This is a genomic window from Silicimonas lutimaris (genome assembly GCF_047314965.1).
In the GTDB taxonomy this organism is placed as follows: Bacteria; Pseudomonadota; Alphaproteobacteria; order Rhodobacterales; family Rhodobacteraceae; genus JAVJUV01.
The window spans coordinates 165,661-179,408 of the sequence record NZ_JBLBVK010000056.1 but is presented as its reverse complement, the minus strand read 5'-3'; the positions used below and the strand labels follow the sequence as shown (position 1 = coordinate 179,408).

13 protein-coding genes are annotated in these 13,748 nt (G+C 63.0%); 9 read left to right on the top strand and 4 right to left on the bottom strand.

Annotation, left to right across the window (positions count from 1 at the left end):
- The coding region (ftsY, locus tag ACKLNI_RS18370; RefSeq protein ID WP_413720554.1) for a signal recognition particle-docking protein FtsY at positions 1–1,084 on the top strand (1,084 nt) is incomplete at its 5' end.
- Positions 1,085–1,984: an EamA family transporter gene (locus tag ACKLNI_RS18365; protein WP_413720553.1), complete on the top strand. Its 900-nt coding sequence runs from the start codon at positions 1,085–1,087 to the stop codon at positions 1,982–1,984.
- 219 nt (positions 1,985–2,203) lie between these two features.
- On the opposite strand, the gene ACKLNI_RS18360 is transcribed toward ACKLNI_RS18365, so the two are convergent.
- Both ACKLNI_RS18360 and nth read right to left on the bottom strand, forming a co-directional pair.
- The gene (locus ACKLNI_RS18360; protein ID WP_413720552.1) at positions 2,204–3,187 is read right to left on the bottom strand and encodes an adenosine kinase; all 984 of its coding nucleotides are present in this window, start codon (positions 3,185–3,187) and stop codon (positions 2,204–2,206) included.
- Positions 3,184–3,828 (bottom strand): endonuclease III, encoded by a 645-nt coding sequence (gene nth / locus ACKLNI_RS18355; protein ID WP_413720551.1) that lies wholly within the window; start codon positions 3,826–3,828, stop codon positions 3,184–3,186. The genes ACKLNI_RS18360 and nth overlap by 4 nt, the downstream gene beginning before the upstream one ends.
- A gap of 98 nt (positions 3,829–3,926) precedes the next feature.
- Between nth and ACKLNI_RS18350 the strand changes: the two genes are divergently transcribed.
- The 3 genes from ACKLNI_RS18350 to ACKLNI_RS18340 all read left to right on the top strand — a co-directional run bounded on the left by ACKLNI_RS18350 (position 3,927) and on the right by ACKLNI_RS18340 (position 6,334).
- Complete coding sequence (locus ACKLNI_RS18350) at positions 3,927–4,796, top strand: bifunctional helix-turn-helix domain-containing protein/methylated-DNA--[protein]-cysteine S-methyltransferase (protein ID WP_413720550.1); 870 nt, start codon at positions 3,927–3,929, stop codon at positions 4,794–4,796.
- A 130-nt stretch (positions 4,797–4,926) separates the two neighbouring features.
- Positions 4,927–5,589, top strand: a complete 663-nt coding sequence (locus ACKLNI_RS18345; protein WP_413720558.1) for a YiaD family glycine zipper/OmpA-like lipoprotein — start codon at positions 4,927–4,929, stop codon at positions 5,587–5,589.
- A gap of 166 nt (positions 5,590–5,755) precedes the next feature.
- The gene (locus tag ACKLNI_RS18340) at positions 5,756–6,334 is read left to right on the top strand and encodes a rhodanese-like domain-containing protein (protein WP_413720549.1); all 579 of its coding nucleotides are present in this window, start codon (positions 5,756–5,758) and stop codon (positions 6,332–6,334) included.
- Between the two features lie 73 nt (positions 6,335–6,407).
- Here the strand turns inward: ACKLNI_RS18340 and clpA are convergent, their stop codons facing one another.
- Positions 6,408–8,729: an ATP-dependent Clp protease ATP-binding subunit ClpA gene (clpA, locus tag ACKLNI_RS18335; protein ID WP_413720548.1), complete on the bottom strand. Its 2,322-nt coding sequence runs from the start codon at positions 8,727–8,729 to the stop codon at positions 6,408–6,410.
- A gap of 181 nt (positions 8,730–8,910) precedes the next feature.
- Entirely contained in the window at positions 8,911–9,672 is a 762-nt protein-coding gene (gene gloB / locus ACKLNI_RS18330; RefSeq protein ID WP_413720547.1) for a hydroxyacylglutathione hydrolase, read from the bottom strand.
- A gap of 63 nt (positions 9,673–9,735) precedes the next feature.
- Between gloB and ACKLNI_RS18325 the strand changes: the two genes are divergently transcribed.
- The 4 genes from ACKLNI_RS18325 (at position 9,736) to ACKLNI_RS18310 (ending at position 13,740) form a co-directional block, all read left to right on the top strand.
- Positions 9,736–10,482, top strand: a complete 747-nt coding sequence (locus ACKLNI_RS18325; RefSeq protein WP_413720546.1) for a methyltransferase domain-containing protein — start codon at positions 9,736–9,738, stop codon at positions 10,480–10,482.
- 261 nt (positions 10,483–10,743) lie between these two features.
- On the top strand, positions 10,744–11,304 hold the full coding sequence (locus ACKLNI_RS18320) for a F0F1 ATP synthase subunit delta (RefSeq protein ID WP_413720545.1): 561 nt from the start codon (positions 10,744–10,746) through the stop codon (positions 11,302–11,304).
- Positions 11,304–12,842, top strand: a complete 1,539-nt coding sequence (gene atpA / locus ACKLNI_RS18315; RefSeq protein ID WP_413720544.1) for a F0F1 ATP synthase subunit alpha — start codon at positions 11,304–11,306, stop codon at positions 12,840–12,842. The genes ACKLNI_RS18320 and atpA overlap by 1 nt, the downstream gene beginning before the upstream one ends.
- A gap of 25 nt (positions 12,843–12,867) precedes the next feature.
- Positions 12,868–13,740 (top strand): F0F1 ATP synthase subunit gamma, encoded by an 873-nt coding sequence (locus ACKLNI_RS18310; protein ID WP_413720543.1) that lies wholly within the window; start codon positions 12,868–12,870, stop codon positions 13,738–13,740.
- Positions 13,741–13,748 lie beyond the last annotated feature (8 nt).

The following is a 13,748-nucleotide window of genomic DNA, read 5'->3' as shown; positions in this document are numbered from 1 at the left end:
GCCAGAGCCAGAGCCAGAGCCAGAGCCAGAGCCAGAGCCAGAGCCAGAGCCAGAGCCAGAGCCAGAGCCAGAGCCAGAGCCAGAGCCAGAGCCAGAGCCAGAGCCAGAGCCAGAGCCAGAGCCAGAGCCAGAGCCCATCGCGCCTGTTCCACAGGCCGCCGCACCCATCGTGGCGCCGGAGCCGGCCGCTGCGCCGAAGCCGGGGTTCTTCGGGCGGCTCATGGGGCGAGCCGCTCCCAAGACCGTCGTCCGGCGCGAGCTGGACGACGACATGCTGGAGCGGATCGAGGAGCTTTTGATCAGCGCCGACATGGGGGTCGAAACCGCGATGCGGGTGACCGCGAACATGGCGGAGGGCAGGTTTGGCCGGAAGTTCTCGACCGAGGAGCTGAAGGAGATCATGGCCTCGGAAATTGCCCGGATCATGGAGCCTGTGGCCAAGCCCATGCCGCTTTATGCAAAGCGTCCGCAGGTGGTGCTGGTCGTGGGCGTGAACGGCTCGGGCAAGACGACGACCATCGGCAAGTTGGCCAGCCAGTTCAAGGCGGCGGGAAAATCGGTGGTGATCGCAGCCGGGGACACCTTCCGCGCCGCCGCCGTGGAGCAGTTGCAGGTGTGGGGCGACCGGGCGGGCGTGCCCGTTATGACGGCTCCGGAAGGATCGGACCCGGCGTCTCTGGCCTTTGACGCCATGGCGCGGGCAGAGGCCGAGGGCGCGGACCTGTTGATGATCGACACCGCGGGGCGGCTGCAGAACCGGCAGGACCTGATGGAGGAACTGGCCAAGATCGTCCGCGTGATCCGCAAGAAGGACCCGGATGCGCCGCACAACACGCTCTTGGTGCTGGACGCGACGACCGGGCAGAACGCGTTGCGGCAGGTTGAGATCTTCCAGCAGGTCGCCGATGTCTCGGGCCTTGTCATGACCAAGCTGGACGGCACCGCGAAGGGTGGCGTCCTTGTGGCGTTGGCCGACCGGTTCGGGCTGCCGATCCATGCCATAGGCGTCGGAGAGCAGATCGACGATCTCGCCCCCTTCGATCCGCGCGAGTTCGCGGCGGCGCTGACGGGGCTGGACGCCTGAGTGGTCGAGTGGCTCGTCTCACTTGAAGGGACAGAGGCGGGAAAGACGCTGGCGCTGATCCTTGCGTTGCAGGCTGCTTTTTTGCATGCGGTCTTCGGGGCGCTTCAGAAGCGCGTTACCGACCCCTGGACCGCGCGGACGGTGATCGACGCGACCTATGCGACCATCGCCGCGCCCTTCGCGTTTTTCATCGTTCCCTGGCCCGAGCCGGATATCTGGTGGATGTTCGCCGTCGCCTGGGTGATCCATGTTGCCTACAAGTCGGCGCAGGCGGCCGCCTATTCGGCGGGCGCCTACACGGTGGTTTACCCCGTGGTGCGGGGCACCGGACCGGTCTTTACCGTCATTGGGGCGGGCATCCTGTTCGGGGAGGTTTTCACGAAGACCCAGTGGATCGGCGTCGCGATCCTGGTGACGGGAATCCTGGGCCTTGCGGTCTATAACCTGCGCCACATCACGGTTGATCGGGTAAAACTGCCGCTGGCCCTGTCGCTGGCGGTGCTGACCGGCGGCATCGTGGCGCTGTACACGACATGGGACGCCTTCGTGATCCGGGCGACGGAAAATCCTTTCACCTTCATCGCATGGTTTTTCTTCCTGGACGGATTGGCTTTTCCCATCGGGTATCTCGTGTTCCGGCGCGGCTATCTTCCGCGTCCCTTCGCGCCTTTGGCGAAACTGGGCATTCAGGGCGCCCTGACAGCCTATATGTCCTTCGGGGGCATTCTCCTGGCAACGCGACTGGACAAGGTCGGCGAAGCGGCGGTTCTGCGGGAGACAAGTGTCGTCTTCTCGGCGCTGCTGGGCTGGCTGATGCTGGGCGAGTCGACAGGGCCCCGACGGATTGCGCTGATCACGCTGATCGCGCTTGGCGCCGTTGTCGTGGAGTTGGGCGGCTAGGGCGCCATTTCAACGTCGTGACAATTAGATTCGAATTTTCCGCGGCCGCGTTTCCCCCGTCCTCCCACCCCTAACCTATCGCCCGGCGAGTTAAGGTTTCCCGAATGGGGAGATACTTGGGATCCTGCGGCGAACCTCTTTCCCGATGGTGAACAATTGCCAGCGGCAGGACTGCGGCCATCCTTCGAGATGAGAACCTTCGCGCGGTGAATCCCGATCCTAAAGCACGCCTTCCTTCCGGAACAACGCCTTGAGATCGGCTTCGGGACGCGCGCCATAGTGGCTGATGACCTCGGCCGCCGCGATGCAACCCATCCGGCCGGCGACTGCGAGTGTCTGGCCGGTGACGAACCCGTAGAGAAACCCGGCGGCGAACTGGTCGCCGGCGCCGGTGGCATCCACCGGGACGATGCGCCTGACCGGCACGGAGACGGTCTCTTCTCCGCGTACGAGAAGGACATCATGGCCGGAGCGTGTGCAGACCACGGTTCCGGCATCCTCGGCGGCCTGTTCCAGCGCGGACGAAAGATCTGTCTGATAGAGCGATTCCCACTCGTGCTCGTTGCCGATGACGTAGTCCAGGTCTCTCACAAGCCGCCGGAAGTCATCCCGGTGGCGGTCGACGCAGAACGGGTCGGAGAGTGCGATGCCTGCCTTGCCCCCGGCTTCTCGGCATAGCTTGGCTGCACGCTCGAACGCTTCTTTCCCCTTGGGTTTGTCGTAGAGATAGCCTTCGAGAAACAGGACCTGCGTGCTGCCGGCCACGGCATCTGAGACGTCATCGGGACCAAGCTCGGAGGAAATGCCGAGATAGGTGTTCATCGAGCGCTCGCCGTCGGGAGACACGAAGATCATTGAACGCGATGTGGGCAGTTCGCCACCGGGTACAGGCGGATTGACGAAATCGGTGCCGTCCTCAACCATCGACTTCGCATAGAAGCGTCCCAGCGCGTCGTCGTGGACGCGGCCGATGAACCCGGTCTTCAGGCCGAGATTCCCCAGCCCCGCCAGCGTGTTGGCGACAGAGCCGCCAGGGGCCTGCACGCGCTCTTTCATCGCGCCGTAGAGCATCTCGCCCCTCTCGCGCTCGACGAGCTGCATGATGCCTTTCTCGATGCCCATCAGGTCGAGAAAGCTGTCATCGGCGGGCGAAATCACGTCGACAATCGCGTTTCCGATGCCGACGACGTCGAAAGTCGTCATTCCGTCTTGTCCTCGTATTGGCAGAGATCGCGGATCAGGCAGGCGCCGCATTTCGGTTTGCGGGCGACACAGATGTAGCGGCCGTGCAGGATCAGCCAGTGATGGGCGTGCTGCTGGAATTCCGCTGGAATATGGTCTTCGATCGCGCGCTCGACCGCGTCCACGTCCTTGCCGGGCGCGATGCCGGTGCGATTGCCGACGCGGAAGATATGGGTGTCCACGGCCTGCGCGGGTTGCCGGAACCACATGTTCAGGACGACGTTCGCGGTCTTCCTGCCCACCCCCGGCAGCGATTGCAGCGCGGCGCGGGAAGACGGGACCTTGCCGCCATATTCGTCGACGAGGATCTGCGCCATCTTGATGACGTTCTTCGCCTTGTTGCGGAACAGGCCGATCGTCTTGATGTGCGCGATCAGCCCCTCTTCGCCAAGCGCCAGCATCTTTTCGGGCGTGTCCGCGATCTTGAACAACTCGCGCGTCGCCTTGTTCACGCCCGAATCCGTCGCCTGGGCCGACAGGGCGACGGCGACCAGCAGCGTATAGGCGTTGACATGCTCGAGCTCGCCCTTCGGCTCGGGCTCGGCCTCGCGGAAGCGCGAGAAGACCTCGTAGATCGTGGAGTAGGGCAGTTGCTTGGCCATCGGGGGTGTTTTGGCCGAACCACGCAGGCGCGGCAAGTCTTTCCCGCAAGTTCCGGGTCGCCTTGCGGTCAAGCGCGCCTTAGCTCTGGGACAGGACGATGAGGAATGCCATGATGAACGCCATGCAGGACACCGAAACCGGATACCATTATCAGCTGATGCGCCGCGCGATTGACCTGCTCGACAGCGAGGAGGGCAGGTCGCGGACGCTGGAGGAGATCGCCGCCGAGATGCGGATGAGTCCGGCCCATTTCCAGCGCATCTTCAGCCGCTGGGCGGGCGTGTCTCCGAAACGCTACCAGCAGTGGCTGACGTTGGATCACGCGAAGCGGCTTCTGGCCGAGCGGCATACGACGCTGGAGACTGCGGATGCCGTCGGGTTGTCCGGGTCGGGCCGGTTGCACGATCTGTTCGTCCGCTGGGAGGCGATGAGCCCCGGTGATTTCGCTAAAGGCGGCGACGGGCTGGAGATTTCCTGGGGGTGGTTCGACAGCCCCTTCGGTCCGGCACTGCTGATGGGAACCGAGAAGGGCATCTGCGGTATCGGGTTCGCGGCCGAGACCGGAAGGGATGCGACGATGGCGGATCTGCGGTCGCGCTGGCCCAGGGCGACGTTCCGGGAAGATCCGGCTGGACTGGCGCCCCTGGCGGAGCAGGCTTTCCCACGGCAGGGTTCAAACACGGAGCCCGCGCAGCTGTTCCTGATGGGCGCACCGTTCCAGATCAAGGTCTGGGAAGCGCTGATGGCCATTCCGACAGGTCACGTGACAACCTATTCCGATATCGCCCGCGCCATCGGACATCCCAATGCGGTTCGCGCCGTCGGTACGGCGGTGGGACGGAACCCGATTTCATGGCTGATCCCCTGTCATCGGGCGATGCGAAAATCCGGCGGATTGGGCGGATACCACTGGGGATTGCCCGTGAAACGCACTATGCTTGCGTGGGAGGCGGCCGAGACGGCGTGATATGGGATAACAGCTCCCTGATCTTGCCTAGCGCGGTCGTCTCGGCACAACTCCGCCCATGGCCGCTGGTGCGCCGACGGAGTTGGTGTATCACGGCACTGGAGATGTTGCAGAGACAAAGGGAACCCCGATGCGACCGATGAAAAAACCCCTTATCCTTGGCGCAGCCAGCCTTCTGGCGCTGACCGCCTGTACCGATCCCGCCTATCAGCAGGGTGGTGAGCGTGAGCGCACCGGCCAGGGCGTCGCGATTGGCGCCGCCATTGGCGGCCTCCTTGGTGCCACGCGCGAAAGTGGCAGTGACCGCGTCCGGAACGCCGCCGTAGGCGCCGCGATCGGGGCTGCCGTCGGCGGCGCGATCGGTTATTCGCTGGACCAGCAGGCGGCCGAACTGCGCAACGATTTCGACAATGGCCAGATCGGCGTGATCAATACCGGCAACGAGCTGATCGTGCGGATGCCGGAAGGCCTTCTCTTCGCGACCGACAGCGCGTCGCTGAACCCGCAGTTGCGGTCGGATCTGTTCGTGCTGGCGGAGAGCCTGAACAAATACCCGAAATCGGTCGTTACGGTTACCGGCCACACCGACAACACCGGTTCTGCCGCATATAACCAGGATCTGTCCGAGCGCCGCGCCTGGGCGGTGACGTCGGTTCTGCGCGAGGCCGGAGTCTCGTCGAGCCGTCTTCGTACCGTCGGCGCGGGAGAAAGCGAGCCGATCGCCTCGAACCAGACCGCCTCCGGGCGTCAGCAGAACCGTCGCGTGGACATCACGATCACGCCGACGCGCTGATAAGAGGCGTCTCTAGCACGAAGAACGGCGGGTCTTTCGGCCCGCCGTTTTGCTTTGCGTTCTTTCACAAAGGAATCACGTATCAACTTTGGCATTTATTGGAATCACTGTCTCGCCTAACCTGATCTTGGTCAGAGGGTGACCTAGCGTCAGAGGAGGGGTGTCTATGCGAGTATTCGGTAAGTTCCTTTTCACTGTGCCATTGCTGATTTCCGCCACGTTGGCCTGGGGTCAGGAGGTTCCTGCAGGAAAGCAGACCAAGGCGGGTTTGTACGTCACGGCCGAGGAAGCGTCCCGTATGCTGGAGGACCCGAATGTGCTGTTCATCGATGTCCGCAGCCGGGCCGAGGTTGCCTTTCTTGGTCTGCCGGAGCGTGTGGACAAGCATGTCCCCTGCATGGTCATGCCCATGATGCCGAACTTCGACGTGGAAAAGGGCACCTATGATCTGGAGATCAATCCCGATTTTCCGATCGAACTGGATGCTTTTCTGAAGAGTCGCGGTGCGGGCAAGGATACGCAGGTGATCCTGATGTGCCGCTCCGGCAACCGGAGCGCCTTGGCCGCCAACCTGATGAATGATCTTGGATACACGCGGGTCTATTCCATGATCGACGGCTTCGAGGGTGACAAGGCCGGCGATGGCCTTCACGCCGGGCACCGCGTCGTCAACGGATGGCGCAATGCCGGGCAGAAGTGGTCGTACAGGGTGCGCGCGGACCAGGCCTACGACGCCGATCTCTAGGGCAGGCGAACCCGAGAAATGGAAACGCCGCCGTAGCACTACGGCGGCGTTTCCATTTGCGGTCTGGCGCGGTTCAGTCGGCCGTCAGAAGCGGCGGCTTTTTCGAGCCGATGCGCTTCGTGGCCTGTTCGATCCTGAGATCGAGTTGGCCGTCCTTGACGCCGACCTTGACGATGCCGCCCTTGGTCAGCTTGCCGAACAGCAGTTCCTCTGCCAGCGGTTTCTTGATCTCTTCCTGGATCACGCGTGCCAGAGGCCGTGCGCCCATCTTGTCATCGTAACCCTTGTCCGCCAGCCATTCGGCGGCGGGCCGGGTCAGCTCGATATGCACGCCGCGGTCCATGAGCTGAGCCTCGAGTTGCAGGACGAACTTTTCGACCACCTGCAGAATGACCTCTTTCGGCAGCGGCGCGAAGGAGATGACGGCGTCCAGGCGGTTGCGGAATTCCGGCGTGAACGTGCGTTCGATCGCCGCCGTATCCTCGCCCTCGCGACGGTCCCGGCCGAAGCCGATGGCGGCCTTGGCCTGTTCGGCGGCGCCGGCGTTGGAGGTCATGATCAGGATCACGTTGCGGAAATCGACGGTCCGGCCGTTGTGATCGGTCAGCTTGCCGTGGTCCATCACCTGCAGAAGGATGTTGTAGACATCCGGGTGCGCCTTTTCGATCTCGTCGAGAAGAAGGACGCAGTGCGGGTGCTGATCGACGCCATCGGTCAGAAGACCGCCCTGGTCGAAGCCGACATAGCCCGGAGGCGCGCCGATCAGGCGGCTGACCGCGTGCTTCTCCATGTATTCCGACATGTCGAAGCGCAGAAGCTCGACGCCGAGGACATCCGCCAGCTGCTTGGCCACCTCCGTCTTGCCGACGCCGGTGGGGCCGGCGAAGAGATAGTTGCCGATGGGCTTTTCAGGCTCGCGCAGACCGGCGCGGCTGAGCTTGATGGCAGACGCCAAGGCCTCGATGGCCTTGTCCTGACCGAAGACGACGCGCTTGAGCGTGGCTTCCAGATCCCTGAGCACCGCCGCGTCGTCCTTGGAGACGTTCTTGGGCGGAATGCGCGCGATCTTGGCGACGACATTCTCGATCTCGGCGACGCCGATCCGCTTCTTGCGTTTTTCCTCGGAGACGAGATGCTGCGCCGCGCCCGCTTCGTCGATCACGTCGATCGCCTTGTCGGGAAGCTTGCGGTCATTGATGTAGCGCGCGGACAGTTCCACGGCCGTCTTGATTGCGTCTTCGGTGTATTTGACGTGGTGGTGATCTTCGAAATAGGGCTTCAGGCCGAGAAGGATCTTGATGCTGTCCTCGACAGTGGGCTCGTTCACGTCGATCTTCTGGAACCGGCGCGACAGGGCGCGGTCCTTTTCGAAGTGCTGGCGGAACTCCTTGTAGGTGGTGGAACCCATGCAGCGCAGCTTGCCGCCCTGAAGCGCCGGCTTCAGGAGGTTAGAGGCGTCCATCGCGCCGCCCGAGGTGGCGCCGGCACCGATCACGGTGTGAATCTCGTCGATGAACAGGATCGCATCGGGATGCTCTTCCAGTTCGGTAACGACGGCCTTCAGACGCTCTTCGAAATCGCCGCGATAGCGGGTGCCCGCCAGTAGCGCGCCCATGTCGAGCGAATAGATGGTGGCGCCCTGAAGCACTTCGGGCGTCTGCTTTTCGACAATCTTCTTGGCCAGCCCCTCGGCTATCGCGGTTTTGCCAACGCCGGGGTCACCGACCAGAAGCGGGTTGTTCTTGCGGCGGCGGCAGAGCACCTGGATACAGCGCTCCACCTCATGGGCACGGCCGATCAGCGGATCGACATCGCCCTTGGTCGCCTTGGCGTTCAGATCGACGCAGTACTTGGACAGCGCCGATTCCTTGGCGTCCTCTTCCGCCGGTGCGGCCTGCTGTTCCTCTTCGAAGTCATTGGCGCCCGAGATCGGACGGCTTTCACCGAAGGACGGGTTCTTGGCGACGCCGTGCGCGATGAAGTTCACCGCGTCATAGCGGGTCATGTCCTGGGCCTGCAGGAAGTAGGCCGCGTTCGATTCACGCTCGGCGAAGATGGCGACGAGGACGTTGGCGCCGGTCACCTCAGAGCGGCCGGACGATTGGACGTGGATCGCGGCACGCTGGATGACGCGCTGGAAGGCTGCGGTAGGCACGGCTTCGGAGCCTTCGACCTCGGTCACGAGGGTCGACAGGTCGTCGTCGATGAAATCGTTGAGCGTCTTGCGCAGGTCTTCCAGGTCGACCGAGCAGGCCTGCATGACCTTGGCGGCATCCGGTTCGTCGATCAGGGCCAGCAGCAGATGCTCGAGCGTCGCCAGTTCATGCCGGCGTGAATTGGCGATCGCCAGGGCGGCGTGGATCGCTTCCTCGAGCGTTTTTGAAAAAGATGGCACGCGCCGTGCTCCTTCCTACGTCAGGGGTCGGCGGGGCGACGTGGCCCCGTCCAGACCGTGGCCTCTTACTATTAGACTTCGGTTAGTTTTCCGAAGCTTCAAGAGTTTTTTCTTCACTGGCCGTCACATTTTCCGTCACTGCGACAGGATGCACCCCAAAATGACAGAAATTGTGGCTATCTCAGAACGAATCTTTGCGGTGTCTTATTTCTGCAAAGACTTCGGCATCGCTCTGACCGCTCATATTTAGGTTCGATTTCACCTGAGCCAAGCCCGCCCGCAGGAAAGGGTTGGTTTCAAGTTCGGTCGACAGCTGTGACGGAACCGTGGGTTCCCCCCGCTCCCGCGCGGCGTTTATCATGTCGATCCGGTAAAGCAGGGCCGGGTTGTCGGGTTCGATGGTCTGGGCGAACCTGGCGTTCGTCGTCGTGTATTCATGGCCGGAGTAGACCATCGTGTCGGGTGGAAGGGCCGCTAGCTTCGACAGGCTGGCCCACATCTGTTCCATCGTGCCCTCGAACACGCGCCCGCAGCCGAGAGCCATCAGGCTGTCGGCGGTGAAGACCGCCTTCGCGGCGGGCAGGTGAAAGGCGATGTGGCCGATCGTGTGACCGGAGACATCCATGACGGTAACCGGCGCGCCGGCAAAATCGAAGCGGTCGCCGTCGCTGACCGCGAGGTCGAGCGGCGGGAGCCTGCGCGCGTCGGTGGCGGCACCGACCACCCTGACATCGAAACGGTCGCGAAGTTCGGGAACGCCTTCGACGTGGTCCGTGTGGTGATGGGTGATCCATATCTCGTCGAGCTGCCAGCCGCGCCTGTCGAGTTCCGCAAGGATCGGCGCGGCTTCGGGCACGTCGACCAGGGCGGTCCGGCCGTTGCCATGGATCAGGAAGGCATAGTTGTCGGAGCGACAGGGTATGGTGATGATTTCGAATGTCATGGCATTGCCTTCCGTTCCGGGTATGCTTCACGATGAGTGTGGGTCAAACCGGTACGGGCTTCAATGCATCTGGACGTTCTGGATCTGAGAAACTTCTATTACCGGACGCGGTTGGGCCGCGCCGCCCAACGGACGATCCGCGATCAGGTCCGCGCGTTCTGGCCAAATGTGTCGCGCGAAACGGTACTTGGGTTCGGATTCTCGGTCCCCCTGCTTCGCCCGTTTCTGGAAGAGGCCCGCAGGGTGACTGCGCTGATGCCGGGCCAGCAGGGTGTCATGCCGTGGCCGGCGGGCATGCCCAACGTCTCGGTCCTGTGTTCCGAGACGCTTTGGCCGATCGAGACAGACAGCGTCGACCGGCTGGTTGTCATGCATGGTCTCGAAACCAGCGCGCATCCGATTGACCTTCTCGAAGAATGCTACCGCGTTCTGGCCCCCGAGGGCCGGGGCCTGTTCGTTGTTCCGAACCGCGCCGGGCTTTGGGCGCGGCGCGATGCGACGCCGTTTGGTTTCGGGCGCCCCTATTCCCTTGGTCAGCTGGAGGCCATGCTTTCGGCGATGGGGCTGAAGCCGACGCGGCATGTGGGCGCCTTGTTCCATCCACCCAAGGATACGCCCTTCTGGCTGAAGTCCAGCGCGGTGCTGGAGCAGATCGGGCGAAGGGTATCGAACCGGTTTGCCGGCGGTGTGCTGATCGTCGAAGTCACCAAGCAGGTGCCGGCCCCGCCCCGGCGCGGCCTTCCCGAGGCATTGCGCCGCCCTCTACGCGCCCTGGATGGCATCGGTGCCCCCGAGGCGAAGCCCGTTTGAGCGAGGTGACTCGGCCTCAAACCCGACTTTTCTCGCACCTGCAGAGGCGCAATCGGTCGCACCTAGGGCTAAGTGTTTGTTTTTGTTGAATCGGCCCCGAGTACGCAACCTGTTGCTGGCGGTTGCGGGGGTAAAAGACCTCTGCTACATGACCGCTGATTTCACATGCCAGGTCGTTGGCCGGGCGGGGTGAGCTTGTGGCCGGGGGTGTCTGTCCCCGTGCCGGATGCGCAAGAACAGAAGAGCGGCGAAAGGGGTCACGTGTCAGAATCTGCGTCAAACTCCACCGGAATTGCAGGTCGCTATGCGACTGCGATTTTCGAGCTGGCAAAGGAAAGCGGTGACCTGGATGCGCTGGAGCGCGACGTGGACACCCTGGAAGCGGCGATCGCCGAAAGTTCCGACCTTCGCGACCTGATCCGGTCGCCGATCTATACCCGCGAGCAGCAAAGCGGCGCTGTCGCGGCGCTGGCCGCCAAGATGGGGCTGACCGGCACCATGGCGAACGCGCTCAAGCTGATGGCATCGAAGCGCCGCCTGTTCGTGATGAACCAGCTTCTGACCGTGCTTCGCAGCCGCATCGCCGACGAAAAAGGCGAAGTCACCGCCGAAGTGCAAAGCGCGCAGGCGCTCTCCAAAGATCAGCAGTCCGCACTGGCCGAAACGCTCAAGGCGTCGGTCGGCAAGGACGTGAAGATGAAACTGTCCGTCGATGAAAGCCTCATCGGCGGACTTATCGTTAAAGTGGGCTCGAAGATGATCGACACCTCGATCCGCTCCAAGCTCGCAGCCCTCCAGAACACCATGAAAGAGGTCGGATAATGGCGATCCAAGCTGCAGAAATCTCTGCGATCCTGAAGGACCAGATCAAGAACTTTGGCCAGGAAGCCGAAGTCGCCGAAGTCGGGCGCGTGCTGAGCGTCGGCGACGGTATCGCTCGCGTTTATGGCCTCGACAACGTGCAGGCCGGTGAGATGGTCGAGTTCCCCGGCGGCATCATGGGGATGGCGCTGAACCTGGAAAGCGACAACGTCGGTATCGTTATCTTCGGTTCCGACCGGGACATCAAAGAAGGCGATACCGTCAAGCGCACGAACTCCATCGTGGACGTGCCCGCCGGCGACGCTCTGCTGGGCCGCGTCGTCGATGGCCTCGGCAACCCGCTGGACGGCAAGGGTCCGATCGCTTCCTCCGAGCGCCGCGTCGCGGACGTGAAGGCTCCGGGCATCATCCCGCGTAAATCGGTGCACGAGCCGATGGCGACCGGCCTGAAGGCCGTCGACGCCATGATCCCGATCGGCCGTGGTCAGCGAGAGCTGATCATCGGCGACCGCCAGACCGGCAAGACCGCCGTGGCACTGGACACGATCCTTAACCAGAAGGTCTACAACGAAGCCGCTGGTGACGACGAGTCGAAGAAGCTGTACTGCATCTACGTCGCCGTGGGTCAGAAGCGCTCGACCGTTGCGCAGCTGGTGAAGCGTCTGGAAGAAACCGGCGCGATCGAATACACGATCGTCGTGGCCGCGACCGCTTCGGACCCGGCGCCGATGCAGTTCCTGGCCCCGTACTCGGCGACCGCGATGGCGGAATACTTCCGCGACAACGGCCGCCATGCCCTGATCATCTATGATGACCTTTCGAAGCAGGCAGTGGCCTATCGCCAGATGTCGCTGCTGCTGCGCCGTCCGCCGGGACGTGAAGCCTATCCGGGCGACGTTTTCTACCTGCACTCCCGCCTGCTGGAGCGTTCGGCGAAGCTGAACGAAAACAACGGCGCCGGGTCGCTGACCGCTCTGCCGATCATCGAAACCCAGGGCGGCGACGTGTCGGCGTTCATTCCGACCAACGTGATCTCGATCACCGACGGTCAGATCTTCCTTGAAACCGAACTGTTCTTCCAGGGCATCCGCCCTGCCGTGAACACCGGTCTGTCGGTGTCGCGGGTGGGCTCGTCGGCCCAGACGAAAGCGATGAAGTCGGTCGCCGGTTCGGTCAAGCTGGAGCTTGCCCAGTACCGCGAAATGGCCGCCTTCGCGCAGTTCGGTTCCGACCTCGACGCCGCGACCCAGCGCCTGCTGAACCGTGGTGCCCGTCTGACGGAACTGATGAAGCAGCCGCAGTACTCGCCGCTGACCAACGCGGAAATCGTCTGCGTCATCTTCGCCGGTATCTCTGGCTATCTCGACAAGCACCCGGTCAACGCCGTGGGCCGGTTCGAGAAGGGCCTGCTGAACCACATGCGGTCGAAGCGTCAGGACATCCTCGACTGGATCACCAACGACGATCCGGCAATCAAGGGCGATGCCGCCGACAAGCTGAAAGCCGCGATTGAAGAGTTCGCCGCCGACTTCTCTTAAGTTGAACCCCGGAAGGACAGGATAGATGCCTAGTCTCAAGGACCTGAAAAACCGGATCAACTCGGTCAAGTCGACCCGGAAGATCACTCAGGCGATGCAGATGGTCGCCGCAGCCAAGCTGCGGCGGGCCGAAGAATCTGCCGCCGCGGCGCGTCCCTATGCCGAGCGGTTCAATGCCGTGATGGCCGGGCTTGCCGCGGGTGCGGGCGCCAGCGAAGACGCGCCGAAACTGCTGAAGGGCACGGGCTCGGATCAGACGCACCTACTGGTGGTCATGACCGCGGAGCGCGGGCTGTGCGGCGGCTTCAACTCGTCGATCGTGAAGCTCGCGAAGACCCGGATCCAGAAGCTTCTGGCCGCTGGAAAGACGGTGAAGATCGTCACTGTCGGCAAAAAGGGCCGTGAGCAGCTTCGCCGGGACTACGCCGATCACCTGATCCATCACGTGGATCTGTCGGAGGTCAAGCGCGTCGGCTATGTCGAGGCGCAGGGCATTGCCGAGAACATTCTCTCGCGTTTCGACGCGGGCGAGTTCGACGTCGCGACGATCTACTTTTCGCAGTTCGAAAGCGTGATCAGCCAGGTGCCGACCGAATTGCAGGTGATCCCTGCGAAGTTCGAGGCATCCGAGGGCGAAGGCGCGTCCTACTTCGACTACGAGCCAGATGAACAGGAAGTTCTTGCCGAGTTGCTGCCGCGCAGCGTTGCGACGCAGATCTTTTCGGCACTTCTGGAAAACGGTGCGTCCGAGCAGGGCGCGCGGATGTCCGCCATGGACAACGCCACGCGCAACGCGGGCGACATGATCGAGCGGTTGACCATCGAGTTCAACCGGACGCGTCAGGCGGTCATCACGAACGAACTTATCGAAATCATTTCGGGCGCCGAAGCGCTCTAAAAGACCGG